Source organism: Bradyrhizobium sp. SBR1B, assembly GCF_014198205.1.
GTDB lineage: Bacteria > Pseudomonadota > Alphaproteobacteria > Rhizobiales > Xanthobacteraceae > Bradyrhizobium.
The window spans coordinates 66,811-84,097 of the sequence record NZ_JACIHC010000016.1 but is presented as its reverse complement, the minus strand read 5'-3'; the positions used below and the strand labels follow the sequence as shown (position 1 = coordinate 84,097).

The following is a 17,287-nucleotide window of genomic DNA, read 5'->3' as shown; positions in this document are numbered from 1 at the left end:
GTCTCCCTAGACGGTTTCGAGCGCGGTCGGCACGAAGTCCGGCGTGTCGGTGGATTGATAATTGAACGTCACGTCCTTCCAGACCTCGAGCGCGGCCTTCAGCGGTGTGCAGGTCTCGGCCGCCCTGGCCAGGATCTCGGGACCCTCGTGGACGTAGTCGCGCCCCTCGTTACGGGCGAGGATCATCGCTTCCAGCGCCACGCGGTTGGCGATCGCGCCGGCCGCAATGCCCATGGGATGGCCGATGGTGCCACCGCCGAACTGCAACACGACGTCTTCGCCCAGGAGATCGAGCAGCTGGTGCATCTGGCCGGCATGGATGCCGCCGGAGGCGACCGGCATCATCTTGTTCAGGCTCGCCCAGTTCTGGTCGAAGAACAGGCCGTGCTCGAGCTTGGTCGGATTGAAGTCCTCGCGGCAGACATCGTAATAGCCGCGCGTGGTGTTGGGGTCGCCTTCCAGCTTGCCGACCACCGTGCCGGCATGGATGTGATCGACACCCGCGAGCCGCATCCATTTGGCGATGACGCGGAACGACACGCCATGGCTCTTCTGCCGCGTGTAGGTCGAGTGACCGGCGCGATGCAGATGCAGGATCATGTCGTTGCGCCGCGCCCATTTGGCCATCGACTGAATCGCGGTGTAGCCGATCACGAGGTCGATCATCACGATGCACGATCCGAGCTCCTTGGCGAACTCGGCACGCTCATACATGTCCTCCATCGTGCCCGCGGTGACGTTCAGGTAAGTGCCTTTGACCTCGCCCGAAGCCGCCTGCGCGCGGTTCACCGCCTCCATGCAGTAGAGGAAGCGGTCGCGCCAGTGCATGAAGGGCTGCGAGTTGATATTCTCGTCGTCCTTGGTGAAGTCGAGTCCGCCCTTCAGCGCCTCGTACACCACGCGGCCATAGTTGCGGCCCGAAAGCCCGAGCTTCGGCTTCACCGTCGCGCCCAGCAGCGGCCGGCCGAACTTGTCGAGCCGTTCGCGCTCGACCACGATGCCGGTCGCCGGCCCCTGGAAGGTCTTCACATAGGCGACAGGGAAACGCATGTCTTCCAGCCGCAGCGCCTTGAGCGGCTTGAAGCCGAACACGTTGCCGATGATCGAGGCCGAGAGGTTCGCGATCGAGCCCGGCTCGAACAGGTCGAGGTCATAGGCGATGTAGGCGAAATACGAGCCCGGCGTGCCCGGCACGGGATCGACGCGGTAGCATTTCGCGCGATATTTCTCTGCCGCGGTCAGGCGATCGGTCCACACCACGGTCCAGGTCGCGGTCGAGGATTCACCGGCGACTGCGGCCGACGCTTCGATCGGATCGACGCCCTCCTGCGGCGTCACGCGGAACAGCGCGATGACGTCGGTGTCCTTCGGCGTGTAGTCGGGCTCCCAATAACCCATGCGCTTGTATTCCATCACGCCGGAGCGATAGCGCTCTTTGCCGCGAACCGTGCCTGCATGTGCGTTCATGTCTCTCTCCTGTTGTTTTCTCTGTTGTTTCCGATTGACTAAGCCGCAACGGGTTCGCGGGCGTCGATGCGCGGATCGAGCTCGCCGGCGCGATAGCGTCGTGCCATCTCGCTTAAGGGAATGACCTTGATCTTGCTGGCATGGCCCGCGGTGCCGAACTGCTCGAAACGGTCGCGGCAGAGCTCGCGCATCGCGTCCATTGCCGGCTTGAGGAATTTGCGCGGGTCGAACTCGGAACGCGTTTGCGCGGCGACCTTGCGGAACACGGCCGTCATCGCGAGGCGGCAGTCGGTGTCGATATTGACCTTGCGCACGCCGCTCTTGATGCCACGCACGATCTCCTCGACCGGCACGCCCCAGGTCTGGGGCATCTCGCCGCCGAACTGGTTGAACATGTCCTGCAGGGGCTGCGGCACCGACGAGGAGCCGTGCATGACGAGGTGCGTATTCGGCAGCCGGCGATGGATCTCCTCGACCACCCGCATCGCCAGGATGTCGCCATCCGGCTTGCGGCTGAACTTGTAGGCTCCGTGCGAGGTGCCCATCGCGATGGCGAGCGCATCGACCTTGGTGGCCCGAACGAAGTCGACTGCCTGATCGGGATCGGTCAAGAGCTGGTCGTGGCTGACCGTGCCCTCGACGCCGTGGCCATCCTCCTGCTCGCCGCCGCCATGTTCCAGCGAGCCGAGCACGCCGAGCTCGCCTTCGACGGAAGCGCCGACCCAATGGGCGAGATCGACGACGCGGCGGGTGATCGCGACGTTGTAGTCATAATCGGCCGCCGTCTTGGCATCGGCCTTGAGCGAGCCGTCCATCATGACGGAGGTGAAGCCGTGGGCAATGGCGGAGGCGCAGGTCGCTTCGTCATTGCCGTGGTCCTGATGCATGCAGAGCGGGATGTCGGGATAGGTCCGCTCCAGCGCATCGATCATGTGCGAGAGCATGAGATCGCCGGCGTAGCTGCGCGCGCCGCGCGAGGCCTGGATGATGACGGGCGCATCGACCTCGGCCGCCGCCTGCATGATCGCGATGCCCTGCTCCATATTGTTGATGTTGAACGCCGGCACGGCATAGCCGTGGCTGGCGGCGTGATCGAGCAGTTGGCGAAGGGTGATACGGGCCACGTGAAGTCCTCCTTATTGTCGCTTGCGAGCGATCGCCCGGCGGGCGGCTTCCGCAATGCTTTGCGGTGTGATGCCGAATTCGCGGTACAGCACCGGCGCCGGCGCCGAGGCGCCGAAGCCGCGCATGCCAACGAATTCGCCCTCAGCGCCGAGCCAGCGCGACCAGTCGCCCTGCACGGCCGCCTCGATCCCGACGCGCGGCGCGGTGCCGAGCACGCTGGCGCGGTATTCGTCCGGCTGCTCCTCGAACAGGGCGAAGCAAGGCGCGGACACCACGGCGGCGCGGATGTGCTCGGTCGCAAGCAGGCGGGCGGCTTCCAGTGCAATCGAGACTTCCGAACCGGTTGCGATCAGCGTCACGTCGCGGCCGCCGTCCGGCGATACGACGAGATAGGCGCCGTGTGCGACGCGGTTTCTGCCGCGGGCATCGCTGCGGAAGGTCGGCAACGCCTGCCGCGACAGGCACAGCACGGAGGGGCGGTCTTCGGAATTCAGCGCGCAGTCCCAGGCCTCCAGCGTCTCCACCGCGTCGGCGGGACGGAACACCAGCAGGTTCGGGATCACCCGCAGCGCGGCAAGGTGTTCGACCGGCTGGTGCGTCGGGCCGTCCTCGCCGAGGCCAATGGAGTCGTGGGTCATCACATGGATGACGCGCAGCCGCATCAGCGCCGCAAGGCGGATCGCCGGCCGGCTGTAGTCGGAGAACGCGAGGAACGTGCCGCCGTACGGGATGAAGCCGCCATGGAGCGCGAGGCCGTTCATCGCGGCGGCCATGCCGTGCTCGCGAATGCCGTAATGGATGTAGTCGCCGGCGAACGCGCCATTCTTGACCGGAGCCTGCACCTTGGCGTGCGTCAGATTCGAATGCGTCAGGTCCGCGGAGCCGCCGACCAGGCCGGCAATCGTCCCGGCAATGCCGTCGAGCACCTGTTGCGAGGCCTGCCGCGTCGCGAGCTTCGGACGCTCGGACGCAAAGCGTTCGCGCAATTTCGCCGCGGCCATCGCATAGGCGGCTGGCAGGGCAAGCGCCTTGCCTTCGACGAACATGTCGCGCTGCTCGGCCGTCGCGCATTCATAGCGATCGAGCCAGGCGAGCCGATCGACCTGGCCGCGTTGCCCGATCATCCGCCACGCCTTCTGGACGGTAACAGGCACCACGAAGGGCTGATAGTCCCAGCTCAACGTCCGGCGCGCGGCCGCGGTCTGCTCGGTGCCGAGCGGCGCACCATGGGCTTTCTCCGTGCCCTGCCGATCAGGCGCGCCGTAGCCGATGATGGTGCGACAGGCGATCAGCGACGGCTTTGCGGTCTCGCGTTCCTCTGCGATTGCCTGCGCAATCGCTTCGGGATCGTGGCCGTCGATGCTGCGCACCGACCAGCCGGAGGCGGCGAAACGCGCGAGTTGGTCGTCGGACGTTGCCAGCGAGGTCGGCCCGTCGATCGAGATCCCGTTGTCGTCGAACAGCACGATCAGGCGGCCAAGCCCGAGATGGCCGGCGAGCGAGATTGCCTCCTGGCTGAGGCCCTCCATCAGGCAGCCATCACCGGCGATGACATAGGTGAAATGATCGACGAGACCGTCGCCATGTCGCGCGTTGGCCATCCTCTCGGCGAGCGCCATGCCGACCGCGGTCGCGATCCCCTGCCCCAGCGGCCCTGTCGTCATCTCGACGCCCGGCGTGTGACCATATTCCGGATGGCCCGGCGTCTTGGAGCCCCATTGCCGGAAGGCCTTGATGTCATCGAGGCTGACGTCGCCGCCGGTCAGATGCAGCAGTGCGTAGAGCAGCATCGAGCCGTGGCCCGCCGACAGCACGAAGCGGTCGCGGTCCGGCCAGTTGGGGTGCGCCGAGTCGAACTTCAGGAAGCGCGAGAACAGCACGGTTGCGACGTCGGCCATGCCCATGGGCAGGCCGGGATGGCCGGACTGCGAGGTCTCGATGGCGTCGACCGCGAGGAAGCGGACGGCGTTGGCGAGATCGTTGTGCGTGACCGCCGTGAGGTCGGCTTCGGCGTGGACGGAGATGTTCATCGGATTCTCTCCTGGTTCACTTCAAGCTGCGCTTGCGCTCGATGAGCTGCATGATCAGCGGCGTCAGGATCAGCTGCATCGCGAGATCGAGCTTTGCGCCGGGGCACACGATCGAGTTCGCGCGCGACATCCAGCTCTGCGGCAGCATCGAGAGGAGATAGGGGAAGTCGATACCGCGCGGGTTCTTGAAGCGGATCACGACCATCGATTCGTCCGGCGTCGGGATCCAGCGCGCGATGAACGGATTGGAGGTGTCCACCGTCGGCACGCGCTGGAAGTTGATGTCGGTCTCGGTGAATTGCGGGCAGATGTAGTGGATGTAGTCGGGCATCCGCCGCAGGATGGTGTCGGTGACCGCCTCGGTCGAATAGCCGCGCGCGCTGCGATCGCGGTGCAGCTTCTGGATCCATTCGAGATTGATGACCGGCACGACGCCGATCTTGAGGTCGGCATAGCGCGCGACATTGACCTTGTCGGTGACGACGGCGCCGTGCAGGCCCTCGTAGAACAACAGGTCCGAATTCTCCGGCAGCCGCTTCCAGTCGGTGAAGGTGCCGGGCGCCGCGCCATGCAGCCCGGACTCCTCGGCGTCATGCACGTAATGCCGTGTCGTCGCCGTGCCGGTTTCGCCATAGTCGCGGAACGCGCGCTCCAGCTCCTCGAACAAATTGGTCTCGGGGCTGAAATGGCTGAAATGCTTGTTGCCGCGATCGGCCTCCTTCGCCATCTGCGCGCGCATCTCGGCGCGGTCGTAGCGATGAAACGCGTCACCCTCGATGTAGGCCGCGTTGACCTTCTCGCGGAAAAATATCTGCTCGAAGGTCTTCTTGACCGAGGTGGTGCCGGCGCCGGAGGAGCCGGTGATGGAGATGATCGGATGCTTCCTGGACATCGGAGGCCCTCCTTACAGCCGGAAGAATCCGCGCCGCGCGAACAGCGGCGCTGAGACGCTGGCAACCAGGAGCGGATCGCAATGCAGTTCCTCGACGCGGCGCACCTCGTTGCTCGATCCCATGATCAGCGGCACGCGCTGGTGCAGACTCTGCGCCGAGAGATCGAGGATGCGCTCGCGCCCCGTCGTGGCGGAGCCGCCGGCCTGCTCGATGATCATGGCCATCGGATGCGCTTCGTAAGTCAGGCGCAGGCGGCCGTCGCCGTAGCCGGCACGCGCGTCCGAGGGATAGAGGAAGATGCCGCCGCGGGTGAGGATGCGGTAGGCCTCGGCGACCAGCGAGCCGACCCAGCGCATGTTGAAATTGTGGTTGGCTGGCCCCTCGACGCCGGCGAGGCACTCGTCGACGAAGGCACGCACCGGCGAATCCCAGTGCCGGCGGTTCGACGCATTGATCGCGAACTCCTCGCAGGCCTCGGCGATCTGCGCGCCGCTGCGCGCGAGGCGGAAGCAGCCCGCCTTGCGATCGAGCGTGAAGATATCGACGCCTTCGCCGAGCGTCAGCACCAGGGAGGTCTGCGGCCCGTAGGTGACGAAGCCTGCCGCAAGCTGCGCCGAGCCGCGTTGATGGAAGGCGAGCGAGAGATCATCGGGCGCCGGCAGGATCGAGAAGATCGTGCCGACCGTCATGTTGATGTCGATGTTGGAGGAGCCGTCGAGCGGATCGATCGCGATGCAGATCTTCGCCTCACGATCGCCGATCTGGGCCTCGCGCATCTCTTCCGAGGCGAGCGCCGCGACCGGCAGCTTGCTGAGGCAGCGGCGCAGGATCGCATCCGCCTGCACGTCGAGATCGCGCTGGACGTCGCCGTCGCTATTGCGGCCGGTGGTCAGGCCGGAGGCATCCGCGAGATCTCCGGTGGCGATCAGGTCGGCGATCTCGATCGCCGCTGCCGCGATGGCATCGACCGCGGCCGCCACGGCCAGCGCGTGAGGTGCGGTCTCGGAATACCGTTGAAGGTGGTCGTCCAGCCTCAGTTGCCCGGTCATCTGCGCATCCCCTTTGCCGGCGCCGTATCCAGTTCCCTCCCCTCTGGAGGTCGGTACGGTCAGTCCCGGCATCAGGAGATTGACAGGGGCAGCTTAATAAGGAAAATTTCTATTCATAATGAGCGTCAAAGAATTTTCTTATAATGGCCCCGGCCACGCGGCGGCCCAGCTCCGGCATCTGACGATCCGGCAGCTGCGCTCGCTTGCGGCGCTCTCGGCCAAGGGCAGCGTGACGGCTGCGTCCGGCCATCTCGGGCTGACCCAGCCGGCCGTGACCCAGCAACTGCGGCAACTGCAGGATCTCGCCGGCCTGCCGCTGGTGCAGCGGACCGGTGACGGCATGCTGCTGACCGAGGCGGGCAAGGAGGTGCTGACGCTGGCCGAACGCGTCGAGGCCGCCATCATGGACTGCCAGGGCGCGCTCGACCTGCTCGCGGGAAGGACCGGCGGCATAGTGCATCTCGGCGCGGTCTCGACCGCGAAATATTTCGTGCCGCATGCGATCGCGGCGTTCTCCAAGCGGTACCCCAAGATCGAGATCAAGCTCACCATCGGCAATCGCGAGGAGATCCGCGAGGCCATGCACGGCTACGACCTCGATTTCGCGGTGATGGGTCGGCCACCGGCCGACGTCACCGTCGACGTCCGCCAGCTCGGGCGCAATCCGCACATCATCGTCGCGCGCAAGGGACACTGGCTGGAGAACGATTCCGGCCTCAACCTGACCGACCTCGTGCACGAGACCTTCCTCACCCGCGAGCCTGGTTCGGGCACACGGACGCTGATGGAGGGCATGTTCCAGAAGTCCGACCTCGAGCCGATCATCGGCATGGAGATGAGCAGCAACGAGACCATCAAGCAGGCCGTCATCGCCGGGCTCGGCATCGCCTTTATCTCGGCCCACACGGTGGCGCATGAGCTCACCGAGGGCCGGCTCATCGTGCTCGACGTCGCGGGCCTGCCGATCGTGCGGCAATGGTACGTGATCCGCCGCAGCGACAAGGTGCTGCTGCCGCCGGCGCAGGCGATGTTCGATTTTCTGGGCTCGGAAGGGTCGAACTATCTGCCCGACGTGCCCGAGTTCGGCGCGCGATAACCAGCCCGCGTTCAGCTCATCAGCTTCATGGCAACCGTCGCCGCCAGAATCACGATGATCTGAAGCAGACGCTCGGTCGTGAAGATGCGGTTGAACGTGATCATTGCTTGCCCCGGCCGACGTGAGGGAGATTTCGGTCGGCCCGTTGCTAGCACAGGCACCCAGCCAGACAACTCCGTAATTGCCACGGGTGCCGCTTGCCGCCGGCCTGTTGCGAGGAGATCGCACGTCATCCCCTCCCCGGCAGACGGTCGATCCACCATGCGAGATCGCGCGCAGCGCCCGCCTCGAATCCGATGATTGGCACGCCCGCAGTCACGCCGCGGAGGTGGCGGACGTCGGCGGCAATGATCGGCTCGGCGTCGACTCCCGTTGCATCGACGGCGCCGAACCTGATCAGATGCCTTGCGTCGAGCAGACCTGCGACATGCTCGATCACGCAGCGCAGGCTGCGCACTTCGCCACTGGCGAGATTGACGACGCCGGAGATTTCGCTGTCGAGCACGGCGGCGATCATCTGCGCGAGGTCATCGACATAGACGAAATCGCGCAGCTGCCCGCCATGCGAGCAATCGAAATTCGCTCCTGCGCGAAGGCTCCGGATCAGCGAAGGGATCAGGCGCGCCTCGGGCTCGTGCGGCCCGAACGGGACAAACACCCGGCCCCAGGCGGCGCCTGCCGCGACATAGGCCTCGGCCGTAGCGAGCTTGGCTTGTCCGTACAATGTCGTCGGACGGCATTGGCTGGTGCGTTCCTCACAGAGGCCGCTCTGCGGTCCGTATTCGAAGCAGCTTCCGATGCCGAGGATGCGCTTGGTGCCGGAGGCTCGCGCCCGTGACAACAGGTCAATGCTCGCCTCTGCCCACAGCCGGTTGACAGGATCCTCGCGATAACGGCCCGGCCGGGCTTCCCAGGCGAGATGAACCAAATGGGTCGGACGCGATGCGGATAGCGCATGCGCGCGGCCGGCTTCGGTGAGAAGATCGACCGCGTGCCACGTTACGCCGGCCATCGTCGGTTGAGCCGCGCGCGCGACGCCGTGGACCTCAAAGCCGCGACCGACCAGCGCAGGCAGCAGCGCACGACCGACGAATCCGGACGCGCCCGTGACCAGCACCCGCCTCATGGGAGACACGGCAGCGCGCGGTCGCGCGCGGACAGGATCGGATCGGCAAGCGGCCAATCGATCGCCAGCGATGGATCGTCCCAGCGAATGCCCGCCGCGCCTTGCGCGTCATAGGGCACATCGATGCAATACATCAGCTCGGTCCCATCGACGAGCGTCTGGAAGCCGTGCGCGCATCCAGCGGGAATGAACACGGCATTGCCACGGTCGGCGGCGAGCTCGACCGAGCACCATTGTCCGTAGGTCGGCAGCGACCGGCGCAGATCGACGATCACGTCGAAGGCGCGGCCGGCCACGCACCGCACCAGCTTGGCCTCCGGCCGGCCCGCCTGGTAGTGCAGGCCCCGCAATGTGCCGGCGCGCTCGTTATGCGAGAGGCTGTGTTGCGCGAAATGCGTCGGCAGGCCCTGCGCCGCGAAGGCCTCAGCGTCGAACAGCCGGGCGAAGAATCCGCGCGCGTCGGTCTCCGGCTCGATCCCAATTTCAACCACGCCTGGGAGAGCCAATGCAGTGAACTTCATCCCGGGCCTCCGCGCCGCGACACCGCCGTTGCGAACGTCGGTTCACCGAAACGCCTTTTCGGTTGCATCATGCGCAACCTTGTCGGAATTTCCGTGGCTTGAGAGAATTCACTAACAGGCGCGGCACGACGGCACAACGGGACGATCCGTTCATGGACAGGCACCGATGCCGCTTTTGCGCGCAGGAGCTCGACGAGACCTTCGTCGATCTCGGCCTGTCGCCTCTGGCGAATTCCTATCTGCCGCCGGAGCGGGCGGATGCGACTGAGCCGACCTATCCGCTGCATGCCCGTGCGTGCGGTGCCTGCGGGCTGGTGCAGCTTCCGCAATTCGAGCCGGCGGCCAACATCTTCGCGCAGTATCTCTACTACTCGTCCTATTCCGAGAGCTGGCTGCGACACGCGGAGAGTTACGCCGCCGAGATGATCATCCGCGCGAAGCTCGGCGCAGCGTCCGAGGTGATCGAGATCGCCAGCAATGACGGATATCTGCTGCAATATTTCCAGCGCGCCGGCATCCGCGCGCTCGGGATCGAGCCGGCCAGCGGTCCGGCGGCCACTGCGATCGCCAAGGGCATCCCGACCCGGACCTGCTATTTCGGCCGCGATGTCGCGACCGCGCTGCGCGCCGAAGGCCACGGGCCCGAGCTGATCGTCGCCAACAACGTGCTGCCGCACGTCCCCGACATCAACGATTTCGTCGCGGGCCTGCGCATTCTCCTGCCCGAGACCGGGCGCGCGACGCTGGAGCTTCCGCATCTGTTGCATCTGATCGAAGCCATCCAGTTCGACACGATCTATCACGAGCATCTGTCGTACTTCTCGCTCGCGACCCTCGAGAGGGTGTTTCGCGCACACGCCTTGCGCGTTTTCGACGTGGATGAATTGCCGACGCATGGCGGCTCGCTCCGTCTGCACGTCTGCAGCGAGACTGCGCCTCCGAGAGCCTCGCCTGCACTCGAGAATTTGCGCCGGCGCGAGACCATGGCGGGGCTCGACCAGCCCGCGATCTATCGTGATTTTCAGGCGAAGGTGGCGGCCAAGCGCGAGACGATCCGCGACTTCCTCGTCGCGGCGGGGCGCGCGGGCAAGACGGTGCTGGCTTACGGCGCGCCCGCGAAGGGCAACACGCTGCTCAATTATTGCGGCGTCACGCGCGAGCTGATTCCGTTCACCGTGGACCGCAATCCGCACAAGCAGGGCCTGCTGCTGCCGGGAACGCATCTGCCGATCCGCGATCCTGCCGCCCTGATCGCGGCCAGGCCTTATTACGTCTTCATCCTGCCCTGGAATCTGAAGGACGAGATCATCGGCCAGCTGGCGGAGGTTCGCGCCTGGGGCGGACAATTCGTGGTGCCCGCACCCGATCTGACGATCATATCGTGAGCGATGGTTAACAATCAGGCTGCGAGCGGAGCGGCGTAGTCCGCGCGCAACGCGAAATAGGCTTCCAGCTCCGACAACGCCCGCGCTTCCCAATCGCTCGCCTGCTCCAGCAGCGACCAGCTCTGGCCCGGGCGGAACGCAGCGGTCTGGCGATAAAGCGATGCGATGCCGCGATAGCGGCGCACATTCTCCAAGATGGCTTGACCGTTCATGTCCGAAAACTCCCTCGTCATTCCCGGGGGAGAACCTGCGGCCAAATCTTTTTCGAAAAGTTAGCGGCGCGCGGCAAGCTTGCGGATGGTTGCCGGACTGTTGCGCGCAGGCAACGCGCACCGTCGTGCAAAGGCGAATTATTGCGGATTCGTTGCCGCGCTCTCGCCCGGGGACTTCAGCCCGCCCTGGCTGACGATCCTCATGGTCTCGCGGCAGAGATCGGCGAGGCCAATCAGCAGCACCGCGAGCAGGCAGAACAGGTTGATGGAATCGGTATTTGCGCTGCTCAGCGCGTTGAACTCGAAGAAGGGCGGAATGAACGCCCACCACACCAGGGGAATGGTGAACAGCGCGGCAAATCCCGCCGCCGGCGTGCCCGCAACGATGCCGAGCATGAACAGGCCGGGCAGGAATGCTGCAAAATAGAGCTTTGCGCCGAGCGCGACGCAAATGCCCTGAAATGCAGCCGACATGGCGACAACGACGCATCCGAGCAGAAACGCCTGCCACGACCATGGCCGTACCCGCGGTACGCCAAACAGCCCCGCACGCCTCATCAGCCTCCCCCTGCCGCCCATTAACCTGGCCCGCTTGAGACCAAAGTACTACAGCGGCACCGAAATCGCGAGACGGAAATTGCGCCGCCCGCGGCTTCGTGTGCGAGCCTTGGTAAACGCCCGCATCGCACAATTGCTGCGGCCGGCGGCTATTCGGTCGCCGCATAGAGCAAGCCGATGACGGGCAGAGCGAGGCCGATGGCCGATGCGAGCGTCCAGCCGCCTTGCGCGAAAGCCCAGGCGCCGACCGCTGAGCCGGCTGCACCGGCCGTGAAGAACGTCGCCATGTAGAGCCCGTTGAGGCGGCTGCGGTGCTCGTGCCCGAGCGCGAAGATAGCGCGGAAGCCGAGCACGACGTTGCCCTGGACACCGACGTCGATGGCAATCGCCGCCGCAACCAGGCAGACCAGGTTCAGCATCGAGCCGGGCGCGCCGAGATAGGTCACGAGGAAGCCCCCGGCCGCGAGCAACATCGCGACCAGCGTCGCGATGCGGCTGTGGCCGCGATCGGCGAGCCGTCCGGCGATGGGCGCCGCGAACACGCCGGCCACGCCGGCCAGCGCGAACAACGCGATGCCGCGCTGGGTGAAGCCGAACGCGTCCGCAAGCTGGAGCGGCGCCACCGTCCAGAACAAAGTGAAGCAGCCGAACAGGCTCGCCTGGTAGAGCGCCCGGCGCCGCAGCAGCGGCGTTGCTCGCACCAGATGCGGCATCGACAGCAACAGTTCGCCATAGTGCATCCGCGTCACCGGCTTGCGGTTCGGCAGCGACATCCAGAGCACGGCCGTCAGCACGATCATCAACGCGGCGGAAGCGAAGAACACGGCGTGCCACGACAGCGCCGCGGTGACGAAGCTCGAAACCGGACGCGCCAGCATGATGCCGAGCATCAGGCCGGTCGAGACGTTGCCGACGACGCGGCCGCGGATGGCTTCCGGCGCCAGATGCGCGGCATAGGGAATGATGATCTGCACCGCGACCGAGCCGAGGCCGATGAACAGCGCGGCGATCAGGAACGGCAGCGCATGGGTGGCGAACGCGGCGGCGAGCAGGGCCGCGGCGCCGAGCGTGATGACGGAGCAGATCAGGATACGGTTCTCGACGAGATCGCCGAGCGGCACGATCAGCAGCAGCCCGGTGCCGTAGCCGATCTGCGTCATGGTGACGATCAGCCCGGCCGCTGCGTGCGACAGGCCGAGCGCGGCGCTGATCGGGGCGATCAGGGGCTGCGCGTAGTAGATGTTGGCCGCGATCATGCCACAGGCCGCGGCAAGCACGAAGGTCAGGCGCTGCGACACCGCATCCGGCCCGGGCGCGGTCTCGATCGTGGCATTCATCGTCATGACGTACGGTCTCCGGAATCGGGAACGATCGTTCCCTAACAAGTCAAAAGTTCAGGCGAGCAGTTTCATCGCGACGCCGACGAGGCGGGTCCCGTCGAGCGGCAGGCGCGCCTTGCCGACGACTCGCAGGCCCTGCGTGATGCAGATCATCAGCCGCGCGGTGTCGTCAGCCGCAACATGACCGGGAATCGAGCCGTCGGCCTGCCCTTCGCGAATGAGGCCGGCGATGAAGTCTTCGTTGGTCTTGAGCTGCGCGCCGACGCGGGCGGCGACGACGGAATCGACTGCCGACAACTCGACCGCGCTGCCGACCACGAGGCAGCCGCGCCGTCCCTCGGTGCCCTGGGACTGCGCGACATAGGACAGCAGCAAATTGCGGACCCGATCGCGTCCGTTTGTGCCGCGCGCGGCGGCACTGCGGGTCTGCTCCTGGCGCCGCGCCGTATAACGCTCGAAGGCAGCCAGGAACACCGCATGCTTGTCGCGAAACGCCTTGTAGATACTCCCCGTCGCCAGCCGCATCGCCGCGGTGAGGTCGCCGATGGAGGTCGCATGATAGCCACGCTCGCGAAACACCCGCACGGCGCGATCCAGCGCCGTATCCATGTCGAATTCCCGGGGACGACCGGGCGGACGGGCGGCAGACGGGGATCGGCGGGCGGCTTTTTGCATTGCGGGTTATTAGGGAATGATTGTTTCCTAATAAAGACAATTGGTTGTGATGCCGTCATCCTGACGCGCGAGTGATGGGGCGCGAAGCGCTCCATCGGGAGCCTCGAAGGATGCACGGCCGAGCTGGCAGCCGGGCCGTCGCCCTTCGAGGCTTGCTCCGCGGCGCGGTTGCGCCGCCGAGCGCGCACCTCAGGGTGACGGTCATGGAGTGAGATCTCGCTGCTTCAGCATCGTCATTGCGATACTCTAGTGCACATCCCAGCGGCGGTGCCGTAGGGTGGGCAAAGGCGCATAGCGCCGTGCCCACGATCTCCCTCCATGAGCGACAAGGCGTGGGCACGCTGCGCTTTGCCCACCCTACGAGATCTGGTTTGTGGCATGCACTCAAGTCGCAGACACGCCTTCCCGATCTCGCGGCTTCATTCGCCCGAGCTTTGCTTCGTCTCGCTCCCCTCTCATCCAAGAGGGCGCAGGGAAGGCCGGGTGCCGGCTCGCACCCGCGGTCTGCTGCGCGAAGAGCGCACGCGCAAAGGAGACCGCACAGCAGCATACAGGTGGTGCCGATCACTCGGCCTTCCCTGCGCGATGGCTGGACGGCTTATGCCGTGATCTCCCGGGAGCCGACCATTCCTTCTGGCCTCCCTCGCCCCGCGAATTGGATGATGCAGTCTGCCCGGTTGGGCTCGCTCGCACCTTCGCAAGGACTTGACCGTAGCAACGACGGCCAGGACCACACGGTTTTGCCGTACGCACGGCCCGCCATTTCGCCGCAGTTTTTCCAGCCCTGTCGACGGAGCCGAAAACTTACAGACGAGACGAAGCCTGGCAGCGCCGCTCGTCCGCACGAAGCCTCGGGCTCACAGGGACTATCCGCCCTGCCCGCACCTCTCGTGCCGACGCTGCCGCGTCCACCGCAACCCCGGCTCGCGACAGTGACGACCACATAGTCGCCCCTCTTGGGTGAGCCGGGATGGACGACACATACGCCGAAACCGAATTTCGGTAAAGTGGAATATTTTCGGCGAAGCGGATTGACAGCGGGCGACACACCGACGCTCATTCCGTCATCCTGAGGTGCGAGACATGGGACGCAAGGCGTCCCATGGGGAGCCTCGAAGGATAGACGGCCACAGTCGGGCCGTCGCCCTTCGAGGCTCGCCAAAGAGGCGAGCACCTCAGGGTGACGGTGATGGAGTGCGCAATACCGGGCGAGCGGCCCCGGATTACGCTTTTCGCTCCATCCGGGCTACGGATATCCCCCTTCGGCAACACCGGCGTCCCATGCGCCGTCATAGTCACATCCTTCCGTTCCACGATCATCCCATAAGCCTGCGGCTGGCGGTGAACGTCGAAATTGAAGGTGGTGCGCTTGTACGAGTTGCAGAGATCGGGATCGCAGCGCGCCAGCGCGATCTCGTCGCCCGTGGTCGCGCATCTCGCGGGTGATCTCCCCCGAGGGCCCGATGATGCAACTGCCGCCGACGTGAGGCACAATCAAATTCCATGCCTGTGGGTATCATTGTGCAGCGGTCGGCGGCCGCGCATCACCCCCCGAAATTCGTTGCGAATTTGCAACGGTTCCCCACGATCTGAAGCCGGACAAGACAAACTCCCATTCCGGCCACGAACCGCTCTCACAAGGCCGTGAGACAGCTAAGGGAACGACGATGCGTGCACAGCGCGTTTGGAAGGTGAATGGAGACGCCAGCATCGGGCAGCTCCAATCGAGACTGGACGATCTGAACAAGCGTCTTGTTCAGCTCGAAAACCAGCATCCGGAGACCTGGAAACTCGAAGAACTGAGAGCGAGCGCGATCAGCCTGTCGCGCGAGATCGACGACATCCGCTGCGCCGAGGCGACGGCGGCATTGAGCGAGTTGCTGCGGAAGTAAGTTCGCCGATTCGCTTCTTGCGCGCAGGAACCAAGATCCATCGCCGCCATTTCCATGCAGAGCATGGAGCACGATCATGACCAGGCATCTTACACGGGCCCATCTCGCACGCGGCATCGCCGGCGCAGTTTCCACGCTGGTCCTGTGCGCGACGGCGGCCTTCGCCGTCGCGCGCCACTTTGCGCTGTGAGGGATTTTGCATGACGTCCGATCCCGAGGAGCAGGTGAGGCTGCAAGGTTTTGGCGAGATGACGTTGCGCACGGCCATCGCGACGCTGACGGCGCTCGCGCCGCGCGAGCGATCGGAGGCCGCGATCTACCGCGTGCGTGATGGCGTGCGCCTCGCGCAAAGCGAGATCGCCGAACTCGCATCAAGCTGGGATATCGAGTCCGCGCCTACCGTACGATCGCCGAGACTGGTCCCCGAGCAGCACTGGCCCGACGTCGTGCGCGGCATGGTGCGCGAGGCCCCGTTGCCGGCGCTGATCGTGGCGTTCCTGGTGGGCGTGGTGGTGGCGCGGCGGTAGGCGGGACCCACACCTGCGGCGCGTCAGCGCCGACAACCAACAAGCCATGTCGCCGCAACAAGCGGCCCTGCCCGGCCAAATCGGCCGTGGACCCGATCCCGAAATCGTTGCAGAAAGGCGCTCCCGAGGCGCCGGCGGCCGGTCCGCCAAGCCTCTGGAAAACGTCGACTTTTGGAAGAATGGTCGGAGTGGCAGGATTCGAACCTGCGACCCCTGCGTCCCGAACGCAGTGCTCTACCGGGCTGAGCCACACTCCGACAAGAAGGCGGCTTATAGCGTCGGGTTTGGCGCACCGCAAGCGGCCGGCATGAGGAATTTTGTCCCTGTGAAAACGGGTCTTGAAACGCTGATTTTACCGGCCGGCGCGGCCGGCGCCGAGGCTGCGGCCCGCACGCTGGCCGCCGGCGGGCTGGTCGCGTTTCCGACCGAGACCGTCTACGGGCTCGGGGCGGATGCGGCCAATGCCGCCGCGATCGCCCATCTCTACGCCGCCAAGGGGCGGCCGGCCTTCAATCCGCTGATCGCCCATGTCGCGGACATTGCGGCCGCGCGGCGGATCGGCCGGTTCGACGCGCGCGCTCTGAAGCTCGCGGAAGCGTTCTGGCCGGGACCTCTGACGCTGGTGGTACCGAAGACGGAGGGCTGCCCGGTGGCCGATCTCGCCACTGCGGGCCTCGACACGGTCGCGATTCGCATTCCCGCGCACCCGGTGGCGGAAGCGATCCTGCGCGCCTTCGGCGGCGCCGTGGTGGCGCCGTCCGCCAACATCTCCGGCCATGTCTCGCCGACGCTGGCGGCCCATGTCGAGAGCGACTTATCGGGGCGGATCGACCTGATCGTAGACGGTGGCCCCGTTACGGTCGGCGTGGAATCGACCATCGTCGGCTGCTTCGATGCGCCGATGCTGCTGCGGCCCGGCGGGCTGTCGCGCGAGCGGATCGAGGCGGTGCTGGGCGCGCCCCTGGCGCGGCCGACTGTGGAGGCCGAGAGCGACGACAGCCAGCCGCTGGCGCCGGGCATGCTGGCCTCGCATTACGCGCCGCGCGCCCATGTGCGGCTTCGCGCGCAGGACGTTGCGCCCGGAGAAGCGCTACTGGCGTTCGGCTCTGAGCGCCTGCCCGGCGTCGATGCGGCCGTCGCCGTCATGAATTTGTCGCCCACCGGTGATCTCGATGAAGCCGCCGCCAATCTGTTCGGCTATCTTCGCAGCCTCGACGCGAAGAGCCCGCGGGCGATCGCGGTGATGGCGATCCCCGAGGAAGGCCTGGGCGAAGCGATCAACGACCGGCTGCGCCGGGCTGCGGTGGCAAGATAGCGCATGATCCGGAAAAGTGCGCAGCGGTTTTCCGATAAGACCATGCGCAAAAGACAAGAGTGGAAGTAGAGACGAG

Annotated in this window: 16 protein-coding genes, 1 tRNA gene and 1 pseudogene; 5 read left to right on the top strand and 13 right to left on the bottom strand. The window is 65.8% G+C overall.

Annotated features, from left to right (window positions below; all coding sequences use genetic code 11):
* Positions 1 to 6: 6 nt before the first annotated feature.
* From GGD61_RS30530 to GGD61_RS30510, 5 genes are read right to left on the bottom strand one after another with little or no spacing between them, the layout of a single operon-like run.
* On the bottom strand, positions 7 to 1,467 hold the full coding sequence (locus GGD61_RS30530; protein WP_018321762.1) for a form I ribulose bisphosphate carboxylase large subunit: 1,461 nt from the start codon (positions 1,465 to 1,467) through the stop codon (positions 7 to 9).
* A 38-nt stretch (positions 1,468 to 1,505) separates the two neighbouring features.
* A complete protein-coding gene (gene fba, locus GGD61_RS30525; RefSeq protein WP_092262535.1) occupies positions 1,506 to 2,591 on the bottom strand; it encodes a class II fructose-bisphosphate aldolase in 1,086 nt (361 codons plus the stop codon).
* 12 nt (positions 2,592 to 2,603) lie between these two features.
* On the bottom strand, positions 2,604 to 4,622 hold the full coding sequence (gene tkt, locus GGD61_RS30520) for a transketolase (RefSeq protein WP_092262531.1): 2,019 nt from the start codon (positions 4,620 to 4,622) through the stop codon (positions 2,604 to 2,606).
* 16 nt (positions 4,623 to 4,638) lie between these two features.
* Positions 4,639 to 5,514, bottom strand: coding sequence for a phosphoribulokinase (locus GGD61_RS30515; protein WP_092262527.1), 876 nt, complete (start codon positions 5,512 to 5,514; stop codon positions 4,639 to 4,641).
* Positions 5,515 to 5,526: 12 nt separating this feature from the next.
* Entirely contained in the window at positions 5,527 to 6,564 is a 1,038-nt protein-coding gene (locus GGD61_RS30510; RefSeq protein WP_018321766.1) for a class 1 fructose-bisphosphatase, read from the bottom strand.
* A 118-nt stretch (positions 6,565 to 6,682) separates the two neighbouring features.
* Here GGD61_RS30510 and GGD61_RS30505 point away from each other — a divergent pair, with 118 nt between their 5' ends.
* The gene (locus GGD61_RS30505) at positions 6,683 to 7,660 is read left to right on the top strand and encodes a LysR family transcriptional regulator (protein ID WP_092262524.1); all 978 of its coding nucleotides are present in this window, start codon (positions 6,683 to 6,685) and stop codon (positions 7,658 to 7,660) included.
* Between the two features lie 229 nt (positions 7,661 to 7,889).
* Here the strand turns inward: GGD61_RS30505 and GGD61_RS30500 are convergent, their stop codons facing one another.
* The gene (locus GGD61_RS30500) at positions 7,890 to 8,786 is read right to left on the bottom strand and encodes an NAD(P)-dependent oxidoreductase (protein ID WP_092262521.1); all 897 of its coding nucleotides are present in this window, start codon (positions 8,784 to 8,786) and stop codon (positions 7,890 to 7,892) included.
* A complete protein-coding gene (gene rfbC / locus GGD61_RS30495; RefSeq protein ID WP_092262518.1) occupies positions 8,783 to 9,307 on the bottom strand; it encodes a dTDP-4-dehydrorhamnose 3,5-epimerase in 525 nt (174 codons plus the stop codon). The genes GGD61_RS30500 and rfbC overlap by 4 nt, the downstream gene beginning before the upstream one ends.
* Positions 9,308 to 9,459: 152 nt before the next feature.
* On the opposite strand from rfbC, the gene GGD61_RS30490 reads away from it, so the two are divergent.
* Positions 9,460 to 10,692: a class I SAM-dependent methyltransferase gene (locus tag GGD61_RS30490; RefSeq protein ID WP_092262516.1), complete on the top strand. Its 1,233-nt coding sequence runs from the start codon at positions 9,460 to 9,462 to the stop codon at positions 10,690 to 10,692.
* 14 nt (positions 10,693 to 10,706) lie between these two features.
* On the opposite strand, the gene GGD61_RS30485 is transcribed toward GGD61_RS30490, so the two are convergent.
* From GGD61_RS30485 to GGD61_RS40785, 5 genes and pseudogenes are all read right to left on the bottom strand, one after another.
* The gene (locus tag GGD61_RS30485; RefSeq protein ID WP_028144073.1) at positions 10,707 to 10,904 is read right to left on the bottom strand and encodes a hypothetical protein; all 198 of its coding nucleotides are present in this window, start codon (positions 10,902 to 10,904) and stop codon (positions 10,707 to 10,709) included.
* Positions 10,905 to 11,042: 138 nt separating this feature from the next.
* The gene (locus GGD61_RS30480; protein ID WP_018321773.1) at positions 11,043 to 11,462 is read right to left on the bottom strand and encodes a hypothetical protein; all 420 of its coding nucleotides are present in this window, start codon (positions 11,460 to 11,462) and stop codon (positions 11,043 to 11,045) included.
* Between the two features lie 149 nt (positions 11,463 to 11,611).
* A complete protein-coding gene (locus GGD61_RS30475; RefSeq protein WP_092262514.1) occupies positions 11,612 to 12,805 on the bottom strand; it encodes an MFS transporter in 1,194 nt (397 codons plus the stop codon).
* Positions 12,806 to 12,856: 51 nt separating this feature from the next.
* Positions 12,857 to 13,477 carry a TetR/AcrR family transcriptional regulator gene (locus GGD61_RS30470; protein WP_092262511.1) on the bottom strand — a complete coding sequence of 207 codons (621 nt, stop codon included), beginning with the start codon at positions 13,475 to 13,477 and terminating at the stop codon, positions 12,857 to 12,859.
* Positions 13,478 to 14,746: 1,269 nt separating this feature from the next.
* A pseudogene (locus tag GGD61_RS40785) lies at positions 14,747 to 14,969 on the bottom strand (N-carbamoyl-D-amino-acid hydrolase); the annotation flags it as partial.
* A 175-nt stretch (positions 14,970 to 15,144) separates the two neighbouring features.
* On the opposite strand from GGD61_RS40785, the gene GGD61_RS30465 reads away from it, so the two are divergent.
* Positions 15,145 to 15,369 (top strand): hypothetical protein, encoded by a 225-nt coding sequence (locus GGD61_RS30465; RefSeq protein WP_092262508.1) that lies wholly within the window; start codon positions 15,145 to 15,147, stop codon positions 15,367 to 15,369.
* A 200-nt stretch (positions 15,370 to 15,569) separates the two neighbouring features.
* A complete protein-coding gene (locus tag GGD61_RS30460) occupies positions 15,570 to 15,896 on the top strand; it encodes a hypothetical protein (RefSeq protein WP_092262505.1) in 327 nt (108 codons plus the stop codon).
* A 180-nt stretch (positions 15,897 to 16,076) separates the two neighbouring features.
* On the opposite strand, the gene GGD61_RS30455 is transcribed toward GGD61_RS30460, so the two are convergent.
* A tRNA-Pro gene (locus GGD61_RS30455) sits at positions 16,077 to 16,153 on the bottom strand.
* Positions 16,154 to 16,203: 50 nt separating this feature from the next.
* Between GGD61_RS30455 and GGD61_RS30450 the strand changes: the two genes are divergently transcribed.
* The gene (locus GGD61_RS30450; RefSeq protein ID WP_143109169.1) at positions 16,204 to 17,211 is read left to right on the top strand and encodes an L-threonylcarbamoyladenylate synthase; all 1,008 of its coding nucleotides are present in this window, start codon (positions 16,204 to 16,206) and stop codon (positions 17,209 to 17,211) included.
* Positions 17,212 to 17,287 lie beyond the last annotated feature (76 nt).